Source organism: Sphingobium sp. YR768 (genome assembly GCF_900111125.1).
Taxonomy (GTDB): Bacteria; Pseudomonadota; Alphaproteobacteria; order Sphingomonadales; family Sphingomonadaceae; genus Sphingobium.
The window spans coordinates 1-22,469 of record NZ_FOGE01000048.1 but is presented as its reverse complement, the minus strand read 5'-3'; the positions used below and the strand labels follow the sequence as shown (position 1 = coordinate 22,469).

General features: G+C 62.3%; 14 protein-coding genes and 2 pseudogenes. 7 read left to right on the top strand and 9 right to left on the bottom strand.

Annotation, left to right across the window (positions count from 1 at the left end; all coding sequences use genetic code 11):
• Positions 1-164: 164 nt before the first annotated feature.
• Positions 165-571 (top strand): annotated as a pseudogene (locus BMX92_RS25340) (transposase); the annotation flags it as partial.
• A 37-nt stretch (positions 572-608) separates the two neighbouring features.
• Here BMX92_RS25340 and BMX92_RS25335 read toward each other — a convergent pair.
• The 8 genes from BMX92_RS25335 to BMX92_RS25300 form a co-directional block, all read right to left on the bottom strand.
• Complete coding sequence (locus BMX92_RS25335) at positions 609-1,745, bottom strand: hybrid sensor histidine kinase/response regulator (protein ID WP_093022067.1); 1,137 nt, start codon at positions 1,743-1,745, stop codon at positions 609-611.
• On the bottom strand, positions 1,742-2,317 hold the full coding sequence (locus BMX92_RS25330; RefSeq protein WP_093022063.1) for a chemotaxis protein CheB: 576 nt from the start codon (positions 2,315-2,317) through the stop codon (positions 1,742-1,744). Before BMX92_RS25330 ends, BMX92_RS25335 begins: the two co-directional genes overlap by 4 nt.
• Entirely contained in the window at positions 2,314-3,138 is an 825-nt protein-coding gene (locus tag BMX92_RS25325) for a CheR family methyltransferase (RefSeq protein WP_093022060.1), read from the bottom strand. Before BMX92_RS25325 ends, BMX92_RS25330 begins: the two co-directional genes overlap by 4 nt.
• The gene (locus BMX92_RS25320; RefSeq protein WP_256213621.1) at positions 3,138-6,548 is read right to left on the bottom strand and encodes a response regulator; all 3,411 of its coding nucleotides are present in this window, start codon (positions 6,546-6,548) and stop codon (positions 3,138-3,140) included. The genes BMX92_RS25325 and BMX92_RS25320 overlap by 1 nt, the downstream gene beginning before the upstream one ends.
• Positions 6,549-6,612: 64 nt before the next feature.
• Entirely contained in the window at positions 6,613-7,086 is a 474-nt protein-coding gene (locus BMX92_RS25315; protein WP_256213620.1) for a response regulator, read from the bottom strand.
• 344 nt (positions 7,087-7,430) lie between these two features.
• On the bottom strand, positions 7,431-9,155 hold the full coding sequence (gene mqo, locus BMX92_RS25310; RefSeq protein WP_093022070.1) for a malate dehydrogenase (quinone): 1,725 nt from the start codon (positions 9,153-9,155) through the stop codon (positions 7,431-7,433).
• A 96-nt stretch (positions 9,156-9,251) separates the two neighbouring features.
• Positions 9,252-10,733, bottom strand: coding sequence for an alginate export family protein (locus BMX92_RS25305; protein ID WP_093022057.1), 1,482 nt, complete (start codon positions 10,731-10,733; stop codon positions 9,252-9,254).
• A 12-nt stretch (positions 10,734-10,745) separates the two neighbouring features.
• The gene (locus BMX92_RS25300; protein ID WP_093022054.1) at positions 10,746-12,086 is read right to left on the bottom strand and encodes a dicarboxylate/amino acid:cation symporter; all 1,341 of its coding nucleotides are present in this window, start codon (positions 12,084-12,086) and stop codon (positions 10,746-10,748) included.
• Between the two features lie 256 nt (positions 12,087-12,342).
• Here BMX92_RS25300 and BMX92_RS25295 point away from each other — a divergent pair, with 256 nt between their 5' ends.
• The 4 genes from BMX92_RS25295 (at position 12,343) to BMX92_RS25280 (ending at position 18,832) form a co-directional block, all read left to right on the top strand.
• Positions 12,343-14,100, top strand: coding sequence for a sensor histidine kinase (locus BMX92_RS25295; RefSeq protein WP_093022051.1), 1,758 nt, complete (start codon positions 12,343-12,345; stop codon positions 14,098-14,100).
• Positions 14,097-15,413, top strand: a complete 1,317-nt coding sequence (locus BMX92_RS25290) for a sigma-54-dependent transcriptional regulator (RefSeq protein ID WP_093022048.1) — start codon at positions 14,097-14,099, stop codon at positions 15,411-15,413. The genes BMX92_RS25295 and BMX92_RS25290 overlap by 4 nt, the downstream gene beginning before the upstream one ends.
• 189 nt (positions 15,414-15,602) lie before the next feature.
• Positions 15,603-16,541 (top strand): ABC transporter substrate-binding protein, encoded by a 939-nt coding sequence (locus BMX92_RS25285; RefSeq protein WP_093022044.1) that lies wholly within the window; start codon positions 15,603-15,605, stop codon positions 16,539-16,541.
• Positions 16,538-18,832 (top strand): molybdopterin-dependent oxidoreductase, encoded by a 2,295-nt coding sequence (locus tag BMX92_RS25280; RefSeq protein WP_093022041.1) that lies wholly within the window; start codon positions 16,538-16,540, stop codon positions 18,830-18,832. The genes BMX92_RS25285 and BMX92_RS25280 overlap by 4 nt, the downstream gene beginning before the upstream one ends.
• Here BMX92_RS25280 and BMX92_RS25275 read toward each other — a convergent pair.
• Complete coding sequence (locus BMX92_RS25275) at positions 18,802-21,189, bottom strand: TonB-dependent receptor (protein ID WP_177185260.1); 2,388 nt, start codon at positions 21,187-21,189, stop codon at positions 18,802-18,804. The two genes, BMX92_RS25280 and BMX92_RS25275, sit on opposite strands and share 31 nt — an antisense overlap.
• Positions 21,190-21,728: 539 nt before the next feature.
• Here BMX92_RS25275 and BMX92_RS28520 point away from each other — a divergent pair.
• Both BMX92_RS28520 and BMX92_RS25265 read left to right on the top strand, forming a co-directional pair.
• Positions 21,729-21,896 (top strand): transposase, encoded by a 168-nt coding sequence (locus BMX92_RS28520; protein ID WP_093022035.1) that lies wholly within the window; start codon positions 21,729-21,731, stop codon positions 21,894-21,896.
• Between the two features lie 187 nt (positions 21,897-22,083).
• Positions 22,084-22,353 (top strand): annotated as a pseudogene (locus tag BMX92_RS25265) (transposase); the annotation flags it as partial.
• Positions 22,354-22,469: the final 116 nt, after the last annotated feature.

Sequence of the window (22,469 nt, the reverse complement as noted above, 5' to 3'; positions counted from 1 at the left end):
GCCGGGATAGCCCGCCATCAACCGCCGCGATCACCCGAAAACGTAAATCCTCCGAGATCGACTTTGTCATGCCAGGCCGGCCTCCTCGTCCAGCTCGCATGTTGAATCAGATTTCCTGGCTCAAGGGAATCCCTACGATTCCGTCAGATCGGATCATGCTCTAGCGCACGATGACCTTTCTGGCCGCCCTGCGTCATGACAGGATCGATGCGCCCTGCGTGCTCGATCAGCCGGTCAACGGACAGAGCTTCACCGACTATGTCGACCAATGCCTCGTGCCCACGCTCTCACCGGGCGACATCGTCATTATGGACAATCTGAGCAGTCACAAGCCCCCCCCGCCATCCGGGCGGCGATCCGTGGGGCAAAAGCAAAGCTGCTGTTCCTGCCGCCCTACAGCCTCGACCTCAATCCGACCGAGCAGGTCTTCGCAAAGCTCAAGCACCTGATGCGCAAAGCAGCCGAACGCACCCATGAGACAACATGGCGGCGCATCGGCTACCTGCTCAACGCCTTCTCGCTGGAGGAATGCGGCAAGTATTTACGAAACAGCGGATATACGTCTGTGTAATCTCATCAAAATCTAATGTCAGGACGCGGTTGTCTATTTACGAATAAGGTAGCCTGACAACGAACGTGCTGCCTGACATTTCATCGCTAGATTTCAAAATAATATCGCCATTATGCAATTCGATTAACTGCTTGACGAGCGCCAATCCGATGCCCAGCCCTTCCTGAGAGGCTTTGCCGCCTGACCGTACTTGCGCGAAGAGATCGAAAATCCTTGCTTGCATATCCATCGGAATGCCTATGCCATTATCGGCAATCTCGACCTCTATCCAATCGTCTCCAGCCAAAAGGGTCAGCCGGATCGCGCCGCCAGACGGCGTATATTTGGCGGCATTGTTGAGCAGATTGCTGACGATCTGCGCGATGCGCGTATAATCGACCTCCATCCAGATGGGCGTATCGGGCATAGTGACGGTCAGATCATGGCCGCCCGCGTCGATCGAGGGCTGGCTCGCCTCGATCGCGAAGGTCAGGGCGTCCTGTAGGACGACCCTTTCCTTGTTGAGCGAGATTTTCCCCTGATCGATGCGGGCGATGTCGAGCAGATCCTCGACCAGGCGGGAGACGTGGCGGACATGGCGGTCCATCTGGCCGCGAATGGACCGCGCCGCATTGGTCCCCTCTCGTCGTTCGAGCAGATGCAGTCCGGCGCCGAGCGCCATGATGGGATTGCGCAGTTCATGGCCGAGGATCGCCAGAAATTCATTCTTGCGCCGGTCCGCGCCCTGCAACGCCTTTGCGAGCATGGCCAATTCGTCCCGCTGCGCAACGATTTGACGACGCTGTTGATAGAGATCGAAGAAGACATTGGCCTTCGAACGGAGAATATCGGCCTCGATCGGCTTCTGGATGAAATCGACAGCCCCCGCTTCATAGCCCCGGAAGCGCCGTTGCAGATCGGCGCTGCCAGCAGTGAGGAAGATGATCGGGATATGGCGGGCGCGTTCATTGCCGCGCATGAATTCTGCCAATTCGAAGCCGTCCATTCCGGGCATCTGCACATCGAGCAGCGCCAGCGCGACGTCATGGACGAGCAGCAGTTCGAGCGCTTCCTCACCGGAGCGGGCCTTGAGGCAATGCAGGCCATCACGTTGGAGCAAGGCTTCGAGCGCGAGCAGATTTTCCTCCAGATCGTCGACCAGGAGAAAGTGGACGGGTGGGGCTTGGCTGGTCATCGGGCTGTCAGTCCCACAAGATAGGCGAGAATGTCGTTTAGCGGCATGATGTGCGCGGTTGGGCAGGCAGCAAGCGCGGCGGCCGGCATGGTCGGCACCTGCGCGCTCGCGGGGTCTTCCACGATGATGGTGCCGCCGGCGTCTGCGACCGCGCGTACTCCGTCAGACCCGTCATGATTGGCGCCGGTCATCACGATCGCTGCCAGGGCCGGGCCGAAGGCATCGGCGGCAGTTTCGAACAGGACGTCGATCGCCGGGCGGGAATGATTGACTGCTTCGTCCGAGGACAGCGCCAGCGATCGTTGTCCCTCGACCAGCAGATGATAGTCGGAGGGCGCGAAATAGACGGTGCCATTGGCGATCGGCTCCTTGTCCTCGGCTTCCTTGACGCGCAACCGGCAGCGATCCTGGAATAATGTCACCAGCGCGTTGGCGCGATCGGGCGGCACATGGACGACGATCAGGATCGGCACGATCATGTCTGCGGGCAAAGCGGGAAGTATGTGCAGCAGCGCCTGTACCGCGCCGGCGGATGCGCCGATGGCCACGGCCTCAATCGGAGCCGTGCTCATGCGTCGCGCCTCTGGTAGATTTTCTCTTCCCGCACATAGTCGGAAAAACCATCGGCATGGGCGGAGAAGCGCAGGCTTTCCTTCGACCCGAGGCCGAGAAAGCCCTTGCGCGCGAGCGAGCCGCGGAACAGGCCGAGCGCCCGGTCCTGCAACGGCCGGTCGAAATAGATGAGGACGTTGCGGCAGGAAATGAGGTGCATTTCCGCAAAGACCGCGTCGGTCACGAGGCTATGGTCGGAGAAAACGACCTGCGCGCGCAGGCTTTTGTCGAACACGGCACGACCATAATCGGCGGTATAATAGTCCGACAGGGAATTGCGCGCCCCCGATTTCTGGTGGTTTTCGGTGAATTTGCGGATTTCGCTGAGCGGATAGACACCGGCTTCGGCGGCTTTGAGGGCATCTGGATTGATGTCCGTCGCGTAGAAGAGCGTCCGCTGGTCCAGCCCTTCCTCGCGGAAGAGGATGGAGAGGGAATAAAGTTCCTCGCCATTGCTGCACCCGGCGACCCAGACCTTGAGCGAGGGATAGGTTTGGAGATGAGGGATCACCTTTTCCCGCAGCGCGCGGAAATAAGAGGGGTCACGGAACATCTCGCTGACCTGCACGGTCAGATAGTTGAGCAGCCGGGGCAAGGTCGCCGGATCGTGCAGTAGCCGGTCCTGCATCGCGGAGATGCTGGCGAAACCGAGCTGGGTGCGCGCCTGCACGATACGCCGTTTCATCGAGGCGCCGGCATAATGGCGGAAATCATAATGATAGCGTTGATAGATCGCCTCCAGCAACAGCGCGATCTCGATATCCTCTACGGCGTCTCCCATCAGCGCGGCATCCAGACGCGGACCAGCGACAGCAGCTTATCGACGTCGATCGGCTTGGCCATATAATCATTGGCGCCCGCTTCCAGGCAACGCTGCTGATCGTCCGGCATCGCCTTGGCCGTGAGCATGACGATGGAAAGATCGCGCCAGCGCGCGTCGTCCCGGATCGCGCGCGTGGCGGCCAGGCCGTCCATCACCGGCATCATCACGTCCATCAGGACCAGGTCGATGCGCTTTGTCGGATCGGCCGCCGAAGCGTCCAACGCATCGATCGCCTCCTGTCCGTTGCGAGCGATCTGGACGACCGCGCCGCGCGGCTCCAGCACGCTGGTCAGCGAATAGACGTTGCGCACGTCATCCTCGACGATGAGGATACGGCGCCCCTCCAGCGCGGCGTCGCGGTGCCGGGCTTTCTGGATCAGCTTGCGCTGTTCGGTCGGCAGTTCGGACACGATCTGGTGCAGGAAGAGCGAAACTTCATCGAGCAGCCGCTCGGGCGACTTGGCGCCCTTAATGATGATCGAGCTGGAATAGCGGCGCAACCGTTGCTCATCGTCGGCGGACAGGTCATGGCCGGTATAGACGATCACCGGCGGGAAGCCGTGCGCGCCGTCGCGGCTGAGCGTTTCGAGCAGGCTGTAGCCGGAGGCGTCGGGCAGTGACAGATCCAGCACCATGCAATCATAGGTCTGCTGCCGCAGTTGCTCCAGGCATTCCGCCGCAGTGCCGACACCCACGGTTTCGACGTCGCCCGACTGGAGCAGCCGGCCGACAGCGTCGCGCTGAACCGCATCATCCTCGACGATCAGCACACGGCGCATCCGGGTCGCGAGCTTGGCCTGCAACCCTGCCAGCACTTCGGCCAACTGATCGCGCCGCACCGGCTTTACCAGATAGCCGATCGCCCCCAGCGACAGCGCCGTCTGGCTATGGTCGGACGCGGACACGACATGAATCGGGATATGCCGGGTGTCGTCATCATGCTTCAGCCGGTCGAGCACGGTCAGACCCGACTGGTCGGGCAGGCCAAGGTCGAGCACGACGGCGCTGGGCCGGAACTTGCGAGCGAGATGAACCGCCTCCTCCGCGGTGCCGGCGACGACGCACTGAAAGCCCATTTCGCGTGACAGGTCGCAGACGATCGAGGCGAAGCTCTGGTCATCCTCGATCACCAGCAACAGGCGCCGCCCTTCGGCCAGCACGTCGCGATCATCCTCGATCGCCCAGCCGGTGCTCGCCATCTGGCTTGGCGGCTGCGCGGGCGCAGGGGCGACTTCGGCGATGGCGGGCGGCGCTGCCTCACGCGGCGCGATGGTCGCGGCATCATAGGCGATCGGGATGGTCAGGCTGAACTGGCTGCCCTTGCCCGGCTCGCTCTTCAGGCTGATCCGGCCGCCGAGCAGGCGCGCCAGTTCGCGCGAGATGGAGAGGCCAAGCCCGGTGCCGCCATAGCGCCGGCTGATCGTGCTGTCGGCCTGATGGAAGGCGGCGAAGATGCTGTGCTGCTGTTCGGCGGAAATGCCGATGCCGGTATCGGCCACCTCCAGCGCCAGCCGATCCCCCGCCACCCGCGATAAGGTAAACCGCACGCGGCCACGCTCGGTGAATTTGAAGGCGTTGGAGAGCAGGTTCTTCAGGATCTGCTCCAGCCGCAGCCGGTCGGATTCGAAGACGGCAGGTATGTCTTCGGCGACGACGATGTCGAAGCCCAGCCCGCGTTCGTCGGCGACCGGCTGGAATAGCTGGCGAATGTCGCCGACCAGTCGCTGCACCGACAGGGTTTCAGGCTGGATTTCGACATGGCCCGCCTCGATCTTCGACAAGTCGAGAATGTCGTTGATGAGCGTCAGCAGATCATTGCCGGAGGATTCGATCGTGCGAGCATATTTGACCTGATCGGCGGACAACGTCCCTTCCGGATTGTCGCCCAGCAGCTTGGAAAGGATCAGCAGCGAGTTGAGCGGGGTGCGCAGCTCATGCGACATATTGGCGAGGAAGTCGGACTTGTACTGGCTCGCCTGCTCCAGTTCGCGCGCCTTGAGCTGGAGCGAGGCGCTGGCCCGTTCCAGCTCATCCCGCTGCGTTTCGAGCGTCTGGGCCTGTTCCTCCAACTGGCTGTTGGTCTGTTCCAGTTCGACCTGCTGCTGTTCCAGCCGGACCTGCGATTCCTTGAGCGCCCGCCCCTGCTCTTCCAGTTCCTCATTGGACACGCGCAGCTCTTCGCTTTGCGCCTGCAATTCGCCCGCCTGTCGCTGGGTTTCCTCCAGCGCATCCTGAAGCTGCGCCCGGAAGCGCGCCGAGCGCAGGGCGATGCCGATCGCCGCTGACGCCTGATCGAGCAGGTCCAGGGCCCGGGCATCGACCCGGTCGAAAAAGCCCAGTTCCAGCACGGCATTGACGACCTCGTCCGCCTTGGCCGGTACGATGACCAGATGCCGGGGCTTGTCAAGGCCCAAGGCGGAACCGATGGTCAGATAGCCGTCGGGAATGTCCTGAATCAGCATCGAGCGCCCTTCGGCGGCGACCTGACCCAGCAAGCCTTCCTTGACGCCAAAGATCGTCGGCACATCCGCGTCCATCGGCACGCCCAGTGTGGCGGTACGATGGAAATGGCCGCGTTCGCCCTTGAATACCGCGCCGCCCCGCGCCCCAAGATAGGCGGAAAGAAAGGCCAGGATTGCTTCCGACAGATCCTCGACCGACTTGTCGCCGCGCATCGCGTCAGCCAGTCCCACCTGCCCCGTCTGGAGCCAGACCTGTTGAGCCCGCGCGCGATTGGCCCGCCGCAACAGTATGAAGATGATGATGGTCAATGCCGCGCCCAGCAAAGCCGACACCACGCTGCTGGTGATCGCCATGCGCGATGCTGCGTTCATCTCCTCGATGCGAATCTGGCGCAGCCGCAACTCCTCCTGCGCCATTGCGCCAAGTTGGGTGCGGATAGCGTCCATTTCGATCTTGCCGCGATCGGTGGTGACGACGGCCAGCGCCGCCTGAAACCCCTGCGCGCGACGCAGGTCGATGGTTTCGCGCAGTTCCGCCAGCTTGGCGTCGAGATGACGGCGCAGACCGACAAGATTGGTCTGCTGTGTCGGATTGTCGCGCGTCAGGTCGGTTACTGTTTTCAGCCGATCGCCCACGGCCATCGTAGCGCTCTTATAGGGATCGAGATAGCTGTCCGCCCCGGTGAGCAGGAACCCGCGCTGGCCGGTTTCGGCGTCCTGCGTCGCAGACAAGAGATCGTCCAGCGCGATCAGCACCATGTGGGTGTGACGGATGGATTCATTGCTGGCGCGCAGTGCCTCAATATTCCGATAAGCGGTAAGGCCGCTGATGAGAAAGAAGAGGAAGCCAAGCGACAGGCCTGCGATCGACCAGATGCGTCCGCCGATGCCGGAATTAGGGTTCAAGCTGGTGTCTTTCCTGATGAAGCGGCCCGGCCCGGGCGCGAAAGAGATTCCGGTTGGTTTCTGATCATTGCAAAGCGTGAGTAAAAGCGCCCGCCAGTTCTTCGGGCCGATAGGGCTTCGGCAGAAAAAGGCTGCCCGCAGGCAGGTCTTCTTCACTCGGACGTACCTTGCCCGATGTGATGACGATATGCATTGAAGGCCACAAGTGGCGAACGCGCTTTGCCAGTGCCAGACCGTCGCATCGGCCTGGCATATCGATGTCGGTAAAGATCAGGTCGATGCCTGGATGCTGGTCCAAGAGGTTCAGCGCTTCGTCACTGTTACCCGCTTCCAGTACGGCATAGCCTTGCTCAGCGGCGATATCGGCCGCGAGCATCCTGATCAGACATTCATCCTCGACAATCAGGATGTGCGCCACCGGCGCGGTTTGAACCAACGACACACACATCTCCGCATCGGCGTCTTGCGCTAACCCCCAACGGATCGGTGAATGCCCCCACTGTCCGATTGAACGACGAGTCCGGGAAACGCTCGCCACGCCAAAAGTTCCATGAAAAGATGACGGCCTGAAAATTATTCGCGCATGCGGATGCGATTTTCGTCACTATCCCGACCGTTGATAGGCCGTCTTCAGTCTACTCACTATCACCGCTTGATGCGCAAATTCCCGCTGCGCATCCAACGCCGGTCTTCAAGCAGCCAGCAGTTTTCGAGTGACGAAGCTGGGATTGGCGTTCTCGGACATTGGCAATGACGTGCATCGGCCCGATCAACCGATCGGTTCTGTCCTTGATACTCCATCAGCAAAAACCCGGGCGAGAGAGATTCCAGATGTGACCCGCTCTTGGGATTGTCCATAATCATTCCCGCCCTTTGTATAGACTATAGCGCCTGCTGCTCTTGATTGAGGTTGCGCTTGCCCGTCGATTTCGACCGGGCATCACGCGCCGCGCCGGTCAGTGTCGTCGGCACTTCGATATAGGGCAGGCCCAGCGTCTGGCTGGTCATGCGACGGATGCGGTTGGTCATGTCCGGGCTGGCGTTGAGCTTCTGGCCATAGGAGGGGACCATCGCCGTCACTTTCGGCTTCCAACTGGTCGCCATCTGTTGCGGGAAGGCGCGGCGCATCACCTCCAGCATGATCGCTGGCGATGTCGAGGCGCCGGGCGAGGCGCCCAGCAGGGCTGCGATGCTGGCATCCTTGTCGGTGACGATTTCGGTGCCGAACTGTAACATCGTGCCCTTCTTCGGATCATATTTGATCACCTGCACGCGCTGGCCCGCGGTGATCAGCTTCCAGTCGTCGCGCTTGGCATTGGGATAATATTTGACCAGTTCGGCCTGACGCTGCGCATCGGTCAACGTCGCCTGTTGCGCCAGATAGCGGACCAGATCCAGATTTTCCGCGCCGACCTTCATCATGCCGCCGACATTATTCTTGTAGATGGATGCGAACAGATCGAGCGACGATCCATTTTTCAGGAACTTCGTGCTCTGCAACGCGAAGGGGCCGAACAGAGTGACTGACTTGCCGTCCAGCTTGCGGGCGTCGAGATGCGGCACCGACATCGGCGGCGAACCGGCTTCCGCCTTGCCATAGACCTTCACATTGTGACGGCTGGTGGCTGCCGGCCCTTCGAACGCCAGGAACTGGCCACCGACCGGGAAGCCCGCATAATTTTTCGATTCCGGGATGCCCGACATCTGCAACAGCTTGAGCGAGGCGCCGCCTGCGCCGATGAAGACGAACTTCGCCTTGACCACGGTATCGTTGTTCTGCTTGAGGTCATGGACAGTGACGTTCCACGTCTTGTCCGCATTCTGGTGCAAGCCGCGCACTTCATGGCCAAGCTGAAGGTTGAAATTAGGGTTGCGGGTCAGCGAATGGGTCAACTGGGTCGTGATGACACCGAAATTGACATCCGTGCCGAGCGGCATGAACGTCGCCGCCACCTTCTGCTTTGGATCGCGGCCTTCCATCACCAGCGGCGCCCAGCGACGGATTTGCGCGGGGTCCTGCGAATATTGCATGCCGTAGAAAAGCGGGTTCTTCACCAGCGCATCGCGGCGCTTGTGCAGATAGGCGATGTTATCGTCGCCCCAGACGAAGCTCATATGCGGCGTCGCGTTAATGAAGTCTGTCGGTTTGGGCAGGCGGCCTGCACCCACTTCATGCGACCAGAACTGGCGCGAAATCTCGAACTGTTCGGCAATGTCCACGGCCTTCTCGGTCGCGATTGAGCCGTCTGCATTCTCCGGCGTGTAGTTCAACTCGGCGAAGCCCGAATGGCCGGTGCCCGCATTGTTCAAGCCGTTGGAGCTTTCCTGCGCCACCTTGTCCATACGTTCATAGATGTCGATCCGCCAGTCCGGCTCCATTTCCTGGAGATAGGTGGTCAGCGTCACACCCATAATGCCGCCGCCGATCACCAGCACATCGACCGGCTTGTCATTGGCGGCTGCCTTGCCTTCGGGCGACGCCATCGGGCGGAACAGGAAGGCGGTTGCGGCAATCGCCAGCAGCAGGATGATGATGGCAAGGGCGAAGAAAATCTTCTTGAATAAAGGTCGGCGGCTGGGTGCCGTCGAGCTGGAAGAGGAGGTCATGATGTTGGATTCCAAATCTGCGTGGAAAGGGGCCGGGCGGCCGGATGCGCGTTCACCAATCTTGTCCGTCAGGTCATGCGCACCACCCCATCGCCATCAGAATCGGAAGCTCAGCCAACCGGCCAGATAGTCGCTGTTGCCATAGCCTGCGCGGCTAAGCACCGGTCCGGCATCCAGATGCTCGTAGCGGCCGACGAAGGTCAGGCGCGGCGTGATCGACCAGCTGATCTGGGCGCGGATCGATTCGCCGATCTTGTGGCCCGGCACCGACTGCGTGCCGGCGAAGATCGACTTGTTGGCGCGATAGACCGCATCATTTTCATCGGCGCGCCAGGCGAACTGATATTCCATCGTCGCCCTCACCCCCTTAAGCGGCGACAGGGTCAGGCTGGGCGCCAACGTCTTGAGGTTGGTCGGCGTCATGCACAGCTGATAGCTATAATAGATATTATTGCCAAAGGGGGCGTAGGCTGCCTTGAGCGTGCCACCTTCGAACGTGCCGCCGCCGCTGGCATAGTCGGCGTGGAATCCGATACGGGGGCCCATCGGCAGATCGCCGGGCAGCTTGTAGCTTTGTTGGAAGAAAAACTGCCAGGCGTTGATGTCGCGACCGTCGAAATCGCCGAACTGGTGGTTGACGGTCCAGTCGAGATTGACCGGGCCAACCTCCCCCCACAGGCGCGCGCCGGCATAGAAGCGCTCGACCCGACCGGTCACGCCGCCCCACAGCGCTTCGCTGGTGCGCAACCGCCAGAAGAAGGGATCGAGATAGAGTTCCGATCCGCCCAGCACCTTTTCGAGGATACGGATGCCCGCGGTGAAGCCGGAAAAGCGTCGTCCCTGCTCGACCTTGTCGTCGCTCGTCCCGCCATTGCCCAGCGCGGTCGGCTTGAAATCGAAGGCATCGATGCGCAGCGCCCCCGTCCGTGCCCAGGCCCGTATGCCGTTCAGCGCATAGCGGATCGTATTATTATCCCGTTGCGACGTCAGCAGATTGGCGCCGTCGGTAAATTCCTGCCGCCCATAACGCAGGCCCAGATCCATGCCCGCAACGCGCCCCTTCACTTCGACGAAGGACTGAAGCAGCACCAGATCATTGCGCAGCGATCCCGAAGGCGTGCCGATATTGTCGCCGGAAATACCACCATGGGCGATTTCGCTATAGAAGCGCAGATGCGGTCCGACATGCAGGTCGGCGCCGGCGACAAGCCGGTTGATGTCCTGCCGCTGACTGCCAGTGTTCCGCAGGTTGAGGTTGGTCGTGTAATTGACCCGCACCCGCGCCTCACCACTGAGCGTCAGATAGATGTCGCCATCATCGTCCAGCGGCAGATATTTGAGGCGATCGAACAGATCGTCGCGCTGCGCGGGATCGGCCTTGCTGCGCCAGTCCTCCGCCCAGCGCGACAGGGCATAGCCGCCCGATACCGATCCTTCGCCAGCGGCGTCAGCGGGATAGAGGCTGGCGGGCTCAGCCGGCATGGCGTCCGCCCATGCGGGACGGGTGAGCAGGATCGCGAGGGTGAGAGCGGAGACAGCGACGGGGCGGCGCACGGCCGCGCAGGAGAAACGAACCATGATGGCTGCGCCTCATTCCGCCGGGACGGCACTGGTGAGCGCAGGCTCGGCCGGGGATGGCGCCCTGCCCTCGCCCCGCATCGCGGCCTGCAATTGCGCCTGATCCAGCTTCCCTTCCCAGCGCGAGACGACGACTGTGGCCACCGCATTGCCGATGAAGTTGGTCAGGCTGCGGCATTCGCTCATGAAACGGTCCACGCCCAGAATGAGGGCCATGCCGGCGACGGGCACGGAGGGGACGATGGAGAGGGTCGCCGCCAACGTGATAAAGCCCGCCCCGGTCACGCCTGCTGCACCCTTGGACGAGAGCATGGCCACGCCCAGGAGCAGAATCTGATCGCCCAGAGAAAGGTCGACGCCGGTGGCCTGCGCGATGAACAGCGCGGCCAGCGTCATGTAGATATTGGTGCCGTCGAGGTTGAAGCTGTAGCCGGTCGGCACGACCAGACCGACGATAGACTTGGGACAACCGGCGCGCTCCATCTTTTCGATCAGGGCCGGCAGCGCGCTTTCCGACGAGGAGGTGCCGAGCACCAGCAGCAATTCGGTCTTGAGGTAACGGATCAGGCCGAAGATCGAGAAACCTGCGGCACGGGCGACCAGGCCCAGGATCACGACCACGAACAGCGCCGAAGTCAGGTAGAAGGTGCCCACCAGAAAGGCGAGATTGGCGAGCGTGCCGACGCCATATTTGCCGATGGTGAAGGCCATGGCGCCGAACGCGCCGACAGGGGCCGCCTTCATGACGATGGCGACCAGCTTGAACACGGCGGTCGAGATATCCTCCAGCAGGTCGAGCACGCGCGCGCCGCGATCGCCGATCAGCGCCAGCGCAACCCCGAACAGGATCGCGACGAACAGCACCTGAAGGATATTGCCGCTGACGAAGGCGGACAGGAAACTGTCGGGGATGATGCCGGTCAGGAAGCCGCTCAACGTGCTGTCATGCGCCTTTTGCGCATATTCGCTGACCTTGCTGGCGTCGAGCGTGGCGGGATCGATGTTGAGGCCCGCGCCCGGCCGCACCACATTGGCGACGATCATGCCGACGACCAGCGCCAACGTGGAGAAGAAGAGGAAATAGGCGAAGGCCTTGCCCGCAACCCGGCCGACGCTGGCGATGTCGCGCATCCCGGCGATGCCGGTGACGATCGTCAGGAAGATGACCGGGGCGATAACCATCTTCACCGCCTTGATGAAGGCGTCGCCGACCGGCTTCATCGCTTCGCCCAGATGCGGCGCGAAATGGCCGAGCGCCACGCCAGCGATGATCGCCAGCAGCACCTGCGCATAAAGATGGAAATACCAGGGGCGCCGGACGGTCGACGCGTCGGGAAAATGAGAAATCTGCATGACAGGAGTCTTTCTGGCCCTCGCCAAAAGCCTTCCCGCCTTCTTGATTGGGCGGGTCGGGAATTGAGGCGGCCAGTATCGAGCTGTCGGCAGCGCGCTACAAATTGTAGGAGGAATGAAATTAAATTATTATATATCAATATATTAATTATATTTCCATGAGTGCCATCATTTCGTTTAGTGCATATAATTGCCCACTAACTTATCCTTATGTGCAGAAATTTGCACATCGTGTGGCGTCGGGATATGCGGGGGCATGGACAGCACTCGCTTCCCGACTCGGATCCTGTGGATCGCCCTGTTCCTCGGCGTGGCCAGCGGCCTGCTCTGGCTGTCGGGCGAGGTTGCCGAACGGAATGCCATCGCCCGGCTGAGTGCGGAGACGCGCGGTGCCGCGATCCTGCGGCAGGCCTATCTCAAGAGCGAGATCGAACGGTTCCGGCTGTTGCCTATCGCGCTGTCCGATGACAGTGACCTCGTCGCTGGCCTCACCGGATCGCAAAGCGCGCTACGTGCGCTGGACCGCAAGTTGCAGGCGCTGGCCCGCACCACCGGCGCGGCGCAAATCTATGTGCTCGACGCATCGGGCCGCAGCGTCGCATCGAGCAACTGGGGCAGCGAACGCAGCTTCGTCGGCCAGAACTATGCCTTCCGCAACTATTTCAAGCTGGCCGCCGCCCATGGATCGGGCGCGCAATTCGCGCTAGGCACGATCAGCGACCGGCCCGGCATGTATCTGTCGCGGCGATCGCGCGGCGGCGGCTATGTCGTGGTGAAGCTGGAATTTGACGGGATCGAGCAGCAATGGGCGCGGCTCGACGAAATCACCTTCATCACCAGTCGCGAAGGCATCATCCTCATCACCAGCCGCCCCGACTGGCGCTTTACCACCATCCATTCGCTGTCTGCTGCGGCAAAGCAGCGTTTCCGCGCCGAATTGCAGTCCGGCCGCGGGTCGTTGCTGCCGGTGCCGCTCAGGGGAATGAGCGACGCTGACGGTCGGCAGATCGTCAGCCCTGCCGACGAACCGCGCCTTCGCCTGCTGTGGCAGTCGGTCGCGGCCGGCGAACCAGGCTGGCAGCTCAACATGCTGACCCCGCTGCATGGCGTGGAGAGCTTCGTGCGCACGGTGCGGCTGGCGACCCTGCTATTGCTGATGCTGCTCGCCGGCGGCATCTGGATCTTGCGCGAGCGCGCCCATCGCCGCGCAGAACGGGCGGCCATGGCCACCGCCCGCACCAGCGAACTGGAGGCGATGGTCACTGACCGCACACGGGAGCTGCGCCGCGAGATGGAGGAGCGCGCCGCCAGCGAAACGCGCGCGGACACACTGCGCGAAGGGCTGCGCCAGGCCAATCGATTGGCGTCGCTGGGCCAGATCACCGCCGGCATCGCCCATGAAACCGCCCAGCCGGTCGCGGCGATCCGCAGCTATGCCGCCAATGGCCGGCTGCTGATCGAACGCGGCGACACCGGCGCGGCGGCTGAGAATATGGCGGCGATCGAGCGCCTGACCGACCGGATCGGCAAGGTTACGGCCGAACTGCGCGGCTTTTCCCGCAAGGCGACTGGCGCGATCGACGCCGTCCCGCTGGCCGGGCCGATCGATGGCAGCCTGCTGATCCTGAAATCCCGATTGGCGCGGGTCGACCTGCAATTGCCGGATCTGCCCGATGGACTTCGCGTCATGGCCGATACGATCCGACTGGAACAGGTGCTGGTCAACCTGCTGCAAAATGCACTCGAAGCGCTGGAGGGCGTGGCCGCGCCGACGATCCACCTATCGGTCAGGCTCGATGCGGAGACGGTATTGCTTTCGATAATCGACAATGGGCCGGGCATCGATCCGTCGGTGCAGGGCCAGCTTTTCACGCCCTTCGTCACCAGCCGCCCATCCGGCCTGGGGCTCGGCCTCGTCATCGCCAGCGATATCATGGCCGACATGGGCGGGTCGCTGCGCCTGCTGCCCAGTGAAGCCGGCGCCCATTTCCAGCTGAGTTTGAAACGCGCATGACCGACATGCACCCGCGTCCGATCGCCCTGATCGACGATGATGATGACCTGCGTGCCGCCATGGCGCAAACGCTGACGCTGGCGGGCCATGATGTCCACGCCTTCGCCCGCGCCGCTGATGCGCTGGCGGCGATCGATGCGGACTTTCCCGGCGTGGTGGTCAGCGATGTGCGGATGCCGCATATGTCGGGCATTGACCTGTTCCGAGCGCTCAACGCCCGCGACGCAGAACTGCCGGTCATCCTGGTCACCGGCCATGGCGATGTGCCGATGGCGGTGGATGCACTGAAGGCCGGTGCCTGGGACTTCCTCACCAAGCCCTTCGATCCCGACGCCCTGCTGGCATCGGTCGCGCGCGCCAGCGAGAAAAGGCTGCTGGTGATCGAAAATCGCCGCCTGCGCGCGATGGTCGACACCGCCGTCGCCTCCCCACTGATCGGCCATTCCCCGGCGATCGAGCGGCTGCGCGACATGGTGGCGACATTGGCCGACACAAATATCGACATTTTGGTGGAGGGCGAGACCGGCACCGGCAAGGAACTGGTCGCCCGCATGATCCACCAGCGCAGCCGCCGCGCCAGCGCCCAGTTCGTCAGCGTCGCCTGCGCCGCCGTGCCCGATACGATCGCCGAGACCAGCCTGCATGGCGAAAGTCTGGCCGGGCGCGCGCCGCTCGAAGGTCGACTGGCCCGTGCGCATCAGGGCACATTGTTTCTCGACGATGTCGACCAGTCCGGCCCGGCACTACAGGCGCACCTCATCCAGTTTCTGGAGGATCGTCTGGTTCGCCCGATCGGCGCGCGCGAACCCCAGCCGGTGGACCTGCGCGTGATCAGTTGCATGACGCAGCAGGGCCAGGTGGCGGCGATCCAGCCGGCTCTGCTCTATCGGCTGGCGGCGGTGCGACTGCACATCCCGCCGCTGCGCGAACGGCGTGAGGATATTCCGCTGATCTTCGCCCATCTGCTCGATGCCGCCGCCCGCCGCTTCCGCCGCGCAGTACCGCCGGTCAGCCGGGCGGTGCTGGCGCATCTGCTGGGTCATGACTGGCCCGGCAATGTCCATGAACTGGGGCGACTGGCCGAACGGTTGGCGCTGGGACTGGAGCAGGAACCGGTCGCTGATGGCGTGACAATCCCGCTTGACGCACGGATGGATGCGTTCGAGCGCACGGCGATCATGGAAGCAATCCAGGCGACCGGCGGCGACATGGGCCAGGCGATCGAACGGCTCGGCTTGCCGCGCAAAACCTTCTATTACCGGGTCCGGCGACTGGGCATCGACCTGCGGAAGTTGCGCGGTCTTAGGCCCTAGCGCCCTTTCTGACCCCATCCCAATTGGCCTACAGGCGCTGATTTTCCTTTCTCGGGCGAAGCCCATCCGCTTCCCCATTCTGGGTGCCCAAGGCTGAGCAGTTATCGCCAACTTATTTGGGATCATCATGCCTCGGCGCGGGTGCGTGCTGCTAAGTTGCCGCCTTCTTTTTCGAAAGTTGGCCTCCACATGCCCATTATTCTTTCCCGCCGTCACACATTCGGCCTGCTCGTCGGCTCGTTTTTGTCCGCCTGTGCTGGGAATGGCGCGGGCGGGGTGGGCAAATTGTTCGTCGGTGATCAGCGCGGCGGATCGCGCGTCGTGTTGCAGGGGGCAAAGCGGCTGGACGATGTTCCCTATGAGATCGTCTGGTCCCAATTCCCCAATGCCGCACCTTTGCTGGAGGCGCTCAATGCCGGCGCGATCGACAGCGGCATCGGTGGAGATTCCGCCTTCATCTTCGCCGCCGGCACCGATGCGAAGATCAAGGCGATCGGCGCGCAGGCCACCCGCGGCATGGGACCGGTGGTGCTGGTGCGCCGGGATTCGCGCATCCGCTCGCTCGCCGATCTGGCCGGTCACAAGGTTGCGACCCCGCGTGGGTCGATCAGCCATAATCATGTCCTCGCCGTGCTGGAGGTCTATGGCCAGCCCTATGACGCGGTCAGCTTCGCCTTCCTCTCCCCTTCTGATGGGCGCGCGGCGTTGCAAAGTAGTGCCGTCGATGCCTGGGCGATCTGGGACCCCAATGCCGCCATGGCCGAACAGGAAGGCGCGCGCATCCTGCCCGGCAAGCAGGATTTGGTCCCTGGATACGGCCTGATGTTCGGGCGGGAAGGCGCGATCGCCGACAAGCGCAAGCTGCTCCAGGATTATCATGACCGGCTTTACAGCGGCTGGGAGTGGTCGGCCAGGAACCGCGACGCCTATGCCGAGCTGATGCACAAGGATACGGGCCTCGCGCTCGACATATTGCGGATTATGCAGCGCCGCGCCGATCGCTTCCCGGCGAAAGTGGACGAGGTGCTGATCGCCCAGCAGCAGGCAACCGCCGACCGTTATTTCCGTGCCAAGGTGATCGACCGCAAGCTGGACGTGCGGCCATTGTTCGACACCAGCTTTTCATGACCCGCTATTCGGCCGCTCATTGGGGCGTCTATGAAGTCGCGGCGGACCTCGCTGGCGCAGTCCCGCGCCTGATCCCATTGCGTGCCGATCCTGATCCCAATCCGATCGGCCTCGACCAACTGGACGACAGCGTGACCCGGCTGCGCATCGCGCGTCCGGCCATCCGCAAGGGCTGGCTGGAGGGCCGGACGCGCGAAGGCCGGGGTGAGGAGCCCTTCGTAGAACTGCCCTGGGACGAAGCGCTGGATATTGCCGCCGCCGAAATCACGCGGGTGCGTCGCGACCATGGCAATGACGCCATATTCGGCGGCTCCTATGGCTGGTCCAGCGCCGGCCGCTTCCACCATGCGCAGAGCCAGCTGCACCGTTTCTACAATATGCTGGGCGGCTACGTCCGCAGCGTCGATAGCTACAGCCTGGGCGCCGGCCGGGTGCTGATGCCGCATATCGCGACCAGCATGGACGACAGTAATGCCTCGCACACCAGTTGGGACGTGCTGGCGGCGCATTGCACCCTGTTCGTCAGCTTCGGCGGCGTCCCGCTCAAAAATACGCGCGTTTCCTCCAGCGGCGCGGGGCGGCACCGCGTGCGCGGCGGCCTTCGTAAGTTGCGGGAGGCGGGCGCGCGGATCATCAATATCGGTCCGGTCGGCGACAATCTGGGCGATGATGATGCGGGCGAATGGATCGCGACCCGTCCCAACACAGACACCGCGATGTTGCTGGCGCTCGCCTTTGTGGTGCTGCACGATACGCTGTTCGATCGCCGCTTCCTCGACAGCCATACGGTCGGTTTCGACATCTTCCGCGCCTACCTCACCGGCGAAACCGACGGCATTGCCAAGACGCCCGGCTGGGCGCAGGCCATCACCGGCGTCCCCGCCGCCCGCATCGCTACACTTGGCCATGACCTGCTGCGCCATCGTACGATGCTCAACTGCGCCTGGTCGTTGCAGCGCGCCGCCCATGGCGAACAGCCTTTCTGGGCGCTGGTGACACTGGCCGCGATGGTGGGGCAGATCGGCCTGCCGGGCGGCGGCTATGGCCTGGGCTATGGCGCGATGAACGTGATGGGCAGCGCGCATCCGCGCCTGCCCGGCCCGGTCTTTCCGCAGGGACGCAATGGCGTGTCCGCCTTCATACCCTGCGCCCGTGTCACCGACATGCTGCTGCATCCGGGCGAGCGCTTCACCTATAATGGCGGGGTTCATGTCTATCCCGACATTCGGCTCGTCCATTGGGCGGGCGGCAATCCCTTCCACCATCATCAGGATTTGAACCGGCTGCGGCAGGGCTGGGCGCGACCGGACACGATTATCGTGCAGGAACAGCATTGGACCCCGGTCGCGCGGCAGGCCGACATCATCCTGCCCGCAACGATATCGCTGGAGCGTGACGATATCGGCTTTGCCACGCGCGAAGGGCTGTTCGTCGCCATGCGCCAGGCCGTGGTGCCTCATGGTGAGGCGCGCGACGATCATGCCATCTTCGCCGCGCTCGCCCGACGCCTCGGCGTGGAGCCAGCCTTCACCGAAGGACTGGACACACAGGGCTGGCTCCGCCGCATCTACGATGAGAGCGCGGCAAAGATCGCCGCGACCGGCCTGAACCTGCCCGATTTCGATCATTTCTGGGAAGATGGGCTGATTGACCTGTCGGCCCATGATGCCCCCCATATCATGCACGCCGATTTCCGTCGCGATCCCGTGGGCCATCCTTTGCCGACGCCATCGGGCAAGATCGAGATATTCTCCAAACGGATCGCCGGTTTCGCGCTGGCCGATTGCCCCGGCCATCCGGTCTGGCTGGAACCTTATGAATGGCTGGGCCATGACAAGGCCGCGACCTACCCGCTCCACCTCCTCTCCGATCAGCCGGAACGGCGGCTGCACAGCCAGTTGGACGCCAGCCCCTATAGCCGGGCGGGCAAGGTGGCGGGGCGCGAGCCGGTCTATCTCAACCCTGCCGATGCAACCGCGCGCGGCATTGCCGATGGCGATCTGGTCGAGCTGTTCAACGATCGCGGCCGCTGCCTCGCCGGCGCGATCCTGAGCGACGCAATCATGCCCGGCGTGGCCCGGCTGGCGACGGGCGCCTGGTTCGACCCCGGTCCGAATCTCGAACGCCATGGTAATCCCAATGTGCTGACGCTCGATCGCGGCGCCTCCGGCCTGTCGCAGGGTTGCGTCGCCCAGACCTGCCTGATCGAAGCGCGGCGGTTTACCGGGGAACCGCCGCGCCTCACCATCTTCGACCCTCCTCAGATCTTGCCGCGCAGCGTCAGTCCATAGAGTCTCGGTTCGCCGATCGAGGCCATCGCCACACCATAAGTCGCGTTGACGCTGATCGTGTTGTAATAATCCTTATTGAACAGGTTGCGGACCCAGACCGACAAATCCCATTTGCCCTCGCTCTGCCGCACGCCGGCATGGGCGCCGAACAGCGCATAGCCCGGCACGCGCGAGAAGGGATCGAGGTTCACCGCCGCGCGGAAGCTGGAGCGATAGCTGCCATCCGTCCCGACATAGGCCTCGCGGTCGCCGCCGGCCGCATGAACATAGTCCAACGTACCGCCCAGCGCCCATTTGGGTGCGCCCGACGCCTGCCGCCCGGACAGGTCTATCGACGTCTTGTAGCTGTTGAGGTAATCCGGCACCGCATTGGTATATTTGGTATATTTCGCGTCATTATAGGTGGCGGCGAAGGTTGCACTCAGCCCCTCCAGCGGGGCGACCCGCGCGTCCAGTTCGACCCCGCGCGACCGTAGCGTGCCGACATTGGCGATGTAGGACACGGCAGGCGACACCAATGTGTTCACATAATTGGCCTGATAATTCTTATCCTCGGTCCAGAACAGCGCGCCATTCAGTTCCACCGCACCGCCCGCAAAGCGGGTCTTGATGCCCAGCTCAAAGGCGTCGACCTTTTCCGGCTTCACGAAGATATCGACGCCCGCGCTCTGCCGCACCAGATTGATGCCCGGCGATTTATAGCCACGCGAATAGCTGTAATAGGCATGGGCATTGTCCGAGATATCATAGGCCGCGATCAGCGTGCCGGACAGATTGTCGCTGTTGCGTTTCACATAATAGCTGGCCGTGGGCGCATAGGCGGCGCGCAGGGCGATCGCCGTCGCCTGATATTCCGCTGGCAGTTCACTGATCGGCGTCACATCGCCGCGCGCTTCCGCATCATAGAGGCCGGTCTTATGCTCATAGGTATAGCGCAGCCCGCCGGTCAGGCGGAAGCGCGGCGAGATATTCCAGGTCGCCTGCCCATAGGCGGCATAGCTGTGCGTCGCCGGCACGACATGGGCATAGGATTCCAGCCCATCCAGAATAGCGGCGGGTAGCGGTGACACGGTCGCGGTCGGCGTGTTCGCCGTGCGCAGCCAGGCGACGGCATCCGATCCATAGATGCTGCGCTGCTTGTCGTCTGCCTCCTGCCAGAAGAAATAGAGGCCGGCGCTGAAATCGACCGTGCGCTCGCCGGTGGAGGCGACGCGGAATTCCTGGCTGAACTGCTGCTGGTCGGTATCCACCACCCCAAAGGGCGAGATATCCGCGCCGATCTGGTCCCCATCATAATTGGGGATCCATTTCCAGTTGCGATAGGCGGTGATGGAGGTCAGCGTCACCCCAGTCAGGTCGAGATCGGCCTGCGCCTGAAAGCCGTAACTCGGCATTTCGTCATATTGATTGCCGTCCAGATCGACCTGTCGGTCGAAGGCGTTCACGCTGCCCGGCACATAGCCGACATCGGCGGCCCGGCGATAGAAGCCGCGTACCTCCGTCCCATTGTTCAGCGTGGTTGGCAACACCTTGGCGATGCTCTGGAACCCGACATCGCCCTTCTGGATCGAATAGTCGACGATGAAGCGCAGGCGGAAATTATCGGTCGGCTTGTAGAGCAGGTCGAACCGCGCACTGTGATTGTCCAGATTGTCCCAATCCTCATTATAGACCGTGTTGTGGATCAGGCCGCGGCGCGATGTGCGCAGATAGGATATGCGGAACGCCAGTTCGTCGTTCAGCGCCGCGTTCAGGCTCACATAGCCACGGAAATAATCATAATTGCCATAGGTCGCTTCGGCCCGCGCCTCATTGGTGAAGCTGGGTGCGCGCGTCTTGATGTCGATCGCGCCAGCGACGGTATTCTTGCCGAACAACGTCCCCTGCGGTCCGCGCAGTAACTGGATGCTGTCGACGTCGATCAGGTCGGTAATGACCGACCCGGTACGCGGCCGGTACACGCCGTCGACATAGAGGCCGACGCCCTGTTCCAGCCCGTCATTGGTGCCGCCCGCATTGGTGCCGATGCCGCGAATGGTGATGGTCTGGTTGCGGCCACTGAACCCCTGAATATTGAGGCTGGGTAGTTGCTGGATCGACTGTTTTAGCGTGAAAGCGCCCTGTGCCGTGATGGCATCGCCGCTGATCGCGCTGATCGCGATCGGCACCTTCTGTGCGTCTTCCTTGCGATAGCGGGCGGTGACGACGATGCTCGCCACGCCGGCGTCCCCGCCTTCGGCAGCTTCGGTTGCCGGTGCCTGAGCATCAGCCCCATTTGGCAGCGCCAGTGCGACTCCGCTGCCCAACAGGGTGATGATGAAAGCCCTTATGCTCGTGCGCGCCCGATACTGTAGCATGATCTTGCCCCTTTGCATTTGTCTCGCAGGGCATAGAGAGCGGAGGCGTCGTCTCTCCAATGCGGATCGCAGATGGGCTTATGCGAAATTTTAAAGCATTGAGATATGCCAAGCAAGCAATAGATTTTTCCAATCATTTGATTGATTATATTTAATATAATAATGACTATATCTCATCGATTTGTCAGGGTGAAATTGATATGTTTTCGCTCCAAAAGAAAGCGCCGCGGCACGAATATTTTCATCATTCTTAGAGAATAGGCGTCCATAAACTTTATGGATGCAGGTCAATTCCCGTAACCCATTTATCGAGCAGGCAAGCATATTGTCGGGCCCTCAGAGTCCGTTTGACAATGCGCCGGATCAGAAATCGCTCTTTCGCGATTTCTCAAACGGCCTCTAAGAGTCCGTTTGAGAATGAGTTGCCCGGCTGACGGTGGTGTGATTCAAGCTTGGGATGAGAACCCTTGCGAGCCGTGGCCGAATGGCTGGCTTTGAGCAGCGATCAAAGCGCTACCCGACCAATCGACGAATGAGGAGTGGTTGTTCATCCAGCCGTTTCTGCTGTCGGTGCCGAAGCGGGGGATCCCAAGCCGTCGAACGACCTGCGCGATGTTCTCGATGCCCTGCGCTACCTTACCCGGACGGGCGTCGAATGGCGGATGCTGCCGAACGACTTTCCGCCCTGGCAGACGGTCTACTGGTAGTTTAGGCGGTTCGTCCGCCGGCTGTTGTTCCGCACGATCCACGATGTCGCGCTGATGCTCGACCGTGAGCGCGAGAAGCGCGAGCAAGGTCAGACCGCAGCGGTCGTCGATAGACAGTCAATCTGAGTTGGTGCCGGAAATTCGGACAGGGTTTTAAGCTCATGCGGACCTGGAGGAATGGACGGGAATGAAGACGACGAGAAAGCGCTACAGCGCGGATTTCAAGGCGAGGGTTGCGATGGAGGCGCTCCGGGGCGATCTGACGCTGGCGGAACTGGCAGCGAAGCATGGCATCGACCACACGATGATCGGTGCATGGAAGCGGCAGGCGATGGATGGGATGGCCAGCCTGTTCGATAGCGGCGATCAGAGCTCGAAGGCTGCCAGTGAGGCGGAAATCGGGAAGTTGCACGCCAAGATCGGGCAATTGCTGGTGGAAAGGGATTTTTTGGCGAAAGCCTCCGGTCGATGAGCGTGGGGAGGGCAAGCCGCAAGGTGCTGGCCTGGCGGCTATCGAACAGCATGGACGCGGGCTTTTGCGTCGAGGCTTTGGAGGATGCGCTGGCCCGTTTC

Excerpts from the sequence above, each read along its gene's own strand:
- mqo (WP_093022070.1), bottom strand. The coding sequence starts at position 9,155 with ATGACCTCCTCTTCCAGCTCGACGGCACCCAGCCGCCGACCTTTATTC.
- BMX92_RS25295 (WP_093022051.1), top strand. The coding sequence starts at position 12,343 with ATGGACAGCACTCGCTTCCCGACTCGGATCCTGTGGATCGCCCTGTTC.
- BMX92_RS25335 (WP_093022067.1), bottom strand. The coding sequence starts at position 1,745 with ATGACCAGCCAAGCCCCACCCGTCCACTTTCTCCTGGTCGACGATCTG.
- BMX92_RS25285 (WP_093022044.1), top strand. The coding sequence starts at position 15,603 with ATGCCCATTATTCTTTCCCGCCGTCACACATTCGGCCTGCTCGTCGGC.
- BMX92_RS25275 (WP_177185260.1), bottom strand. The coding sequence starts at position 21,189 with ATGCTACAGTATCGGGCGCGCACGAGCATAAGGGCTTTCATCATCACC.
- BMX92_RS25300 (WP_093022054.1), bottom strand. The coding sequence starts at position 12,086 with ATGCAGATTTCTCATTTTCCCGACGCGTCGACCGTCCGGCGCCCCTGG.
- BMX92_RS25280 (WP_093022041.1), top strand. The coding sequence starts at position 16,538 with ATGACCCGCTATTCGGCCGCTCATTGGGGCGTCTATGAAGTCGCGGCG.
- BMX92_RS25325 (WP_093022060.1), bottom strand. The coding sequence starts at position 3,138 with ATGGGAGACGCCGTAGAGGATATCGAGATCGCGCTGTTGCTGGAGGCG.
- BMX92_RS25305 (WP_093022057.1), bottom strand. The coding sequence starts at position 10,733 with ATGGTTCGTTTCTCCTGCGCGGCCGTGCGCCGCCCCGTCGCTGTCTCC.
- BMX92_RS25330 (WP_093022063.1), bottom strand. The coding sequence starts at position 2,317 with ATGAGCACGGCTCCGATTGAGGCCGTGGCCATCGGCGCATCCGCCGGC.
- BMX92_RS25290 (WP_093022048.1), top strand. The coding sequence starts at position 14,097 with ATGACCGACATGCACCCGCGTCCGATCGCCCTGATCGACGATGATGAT.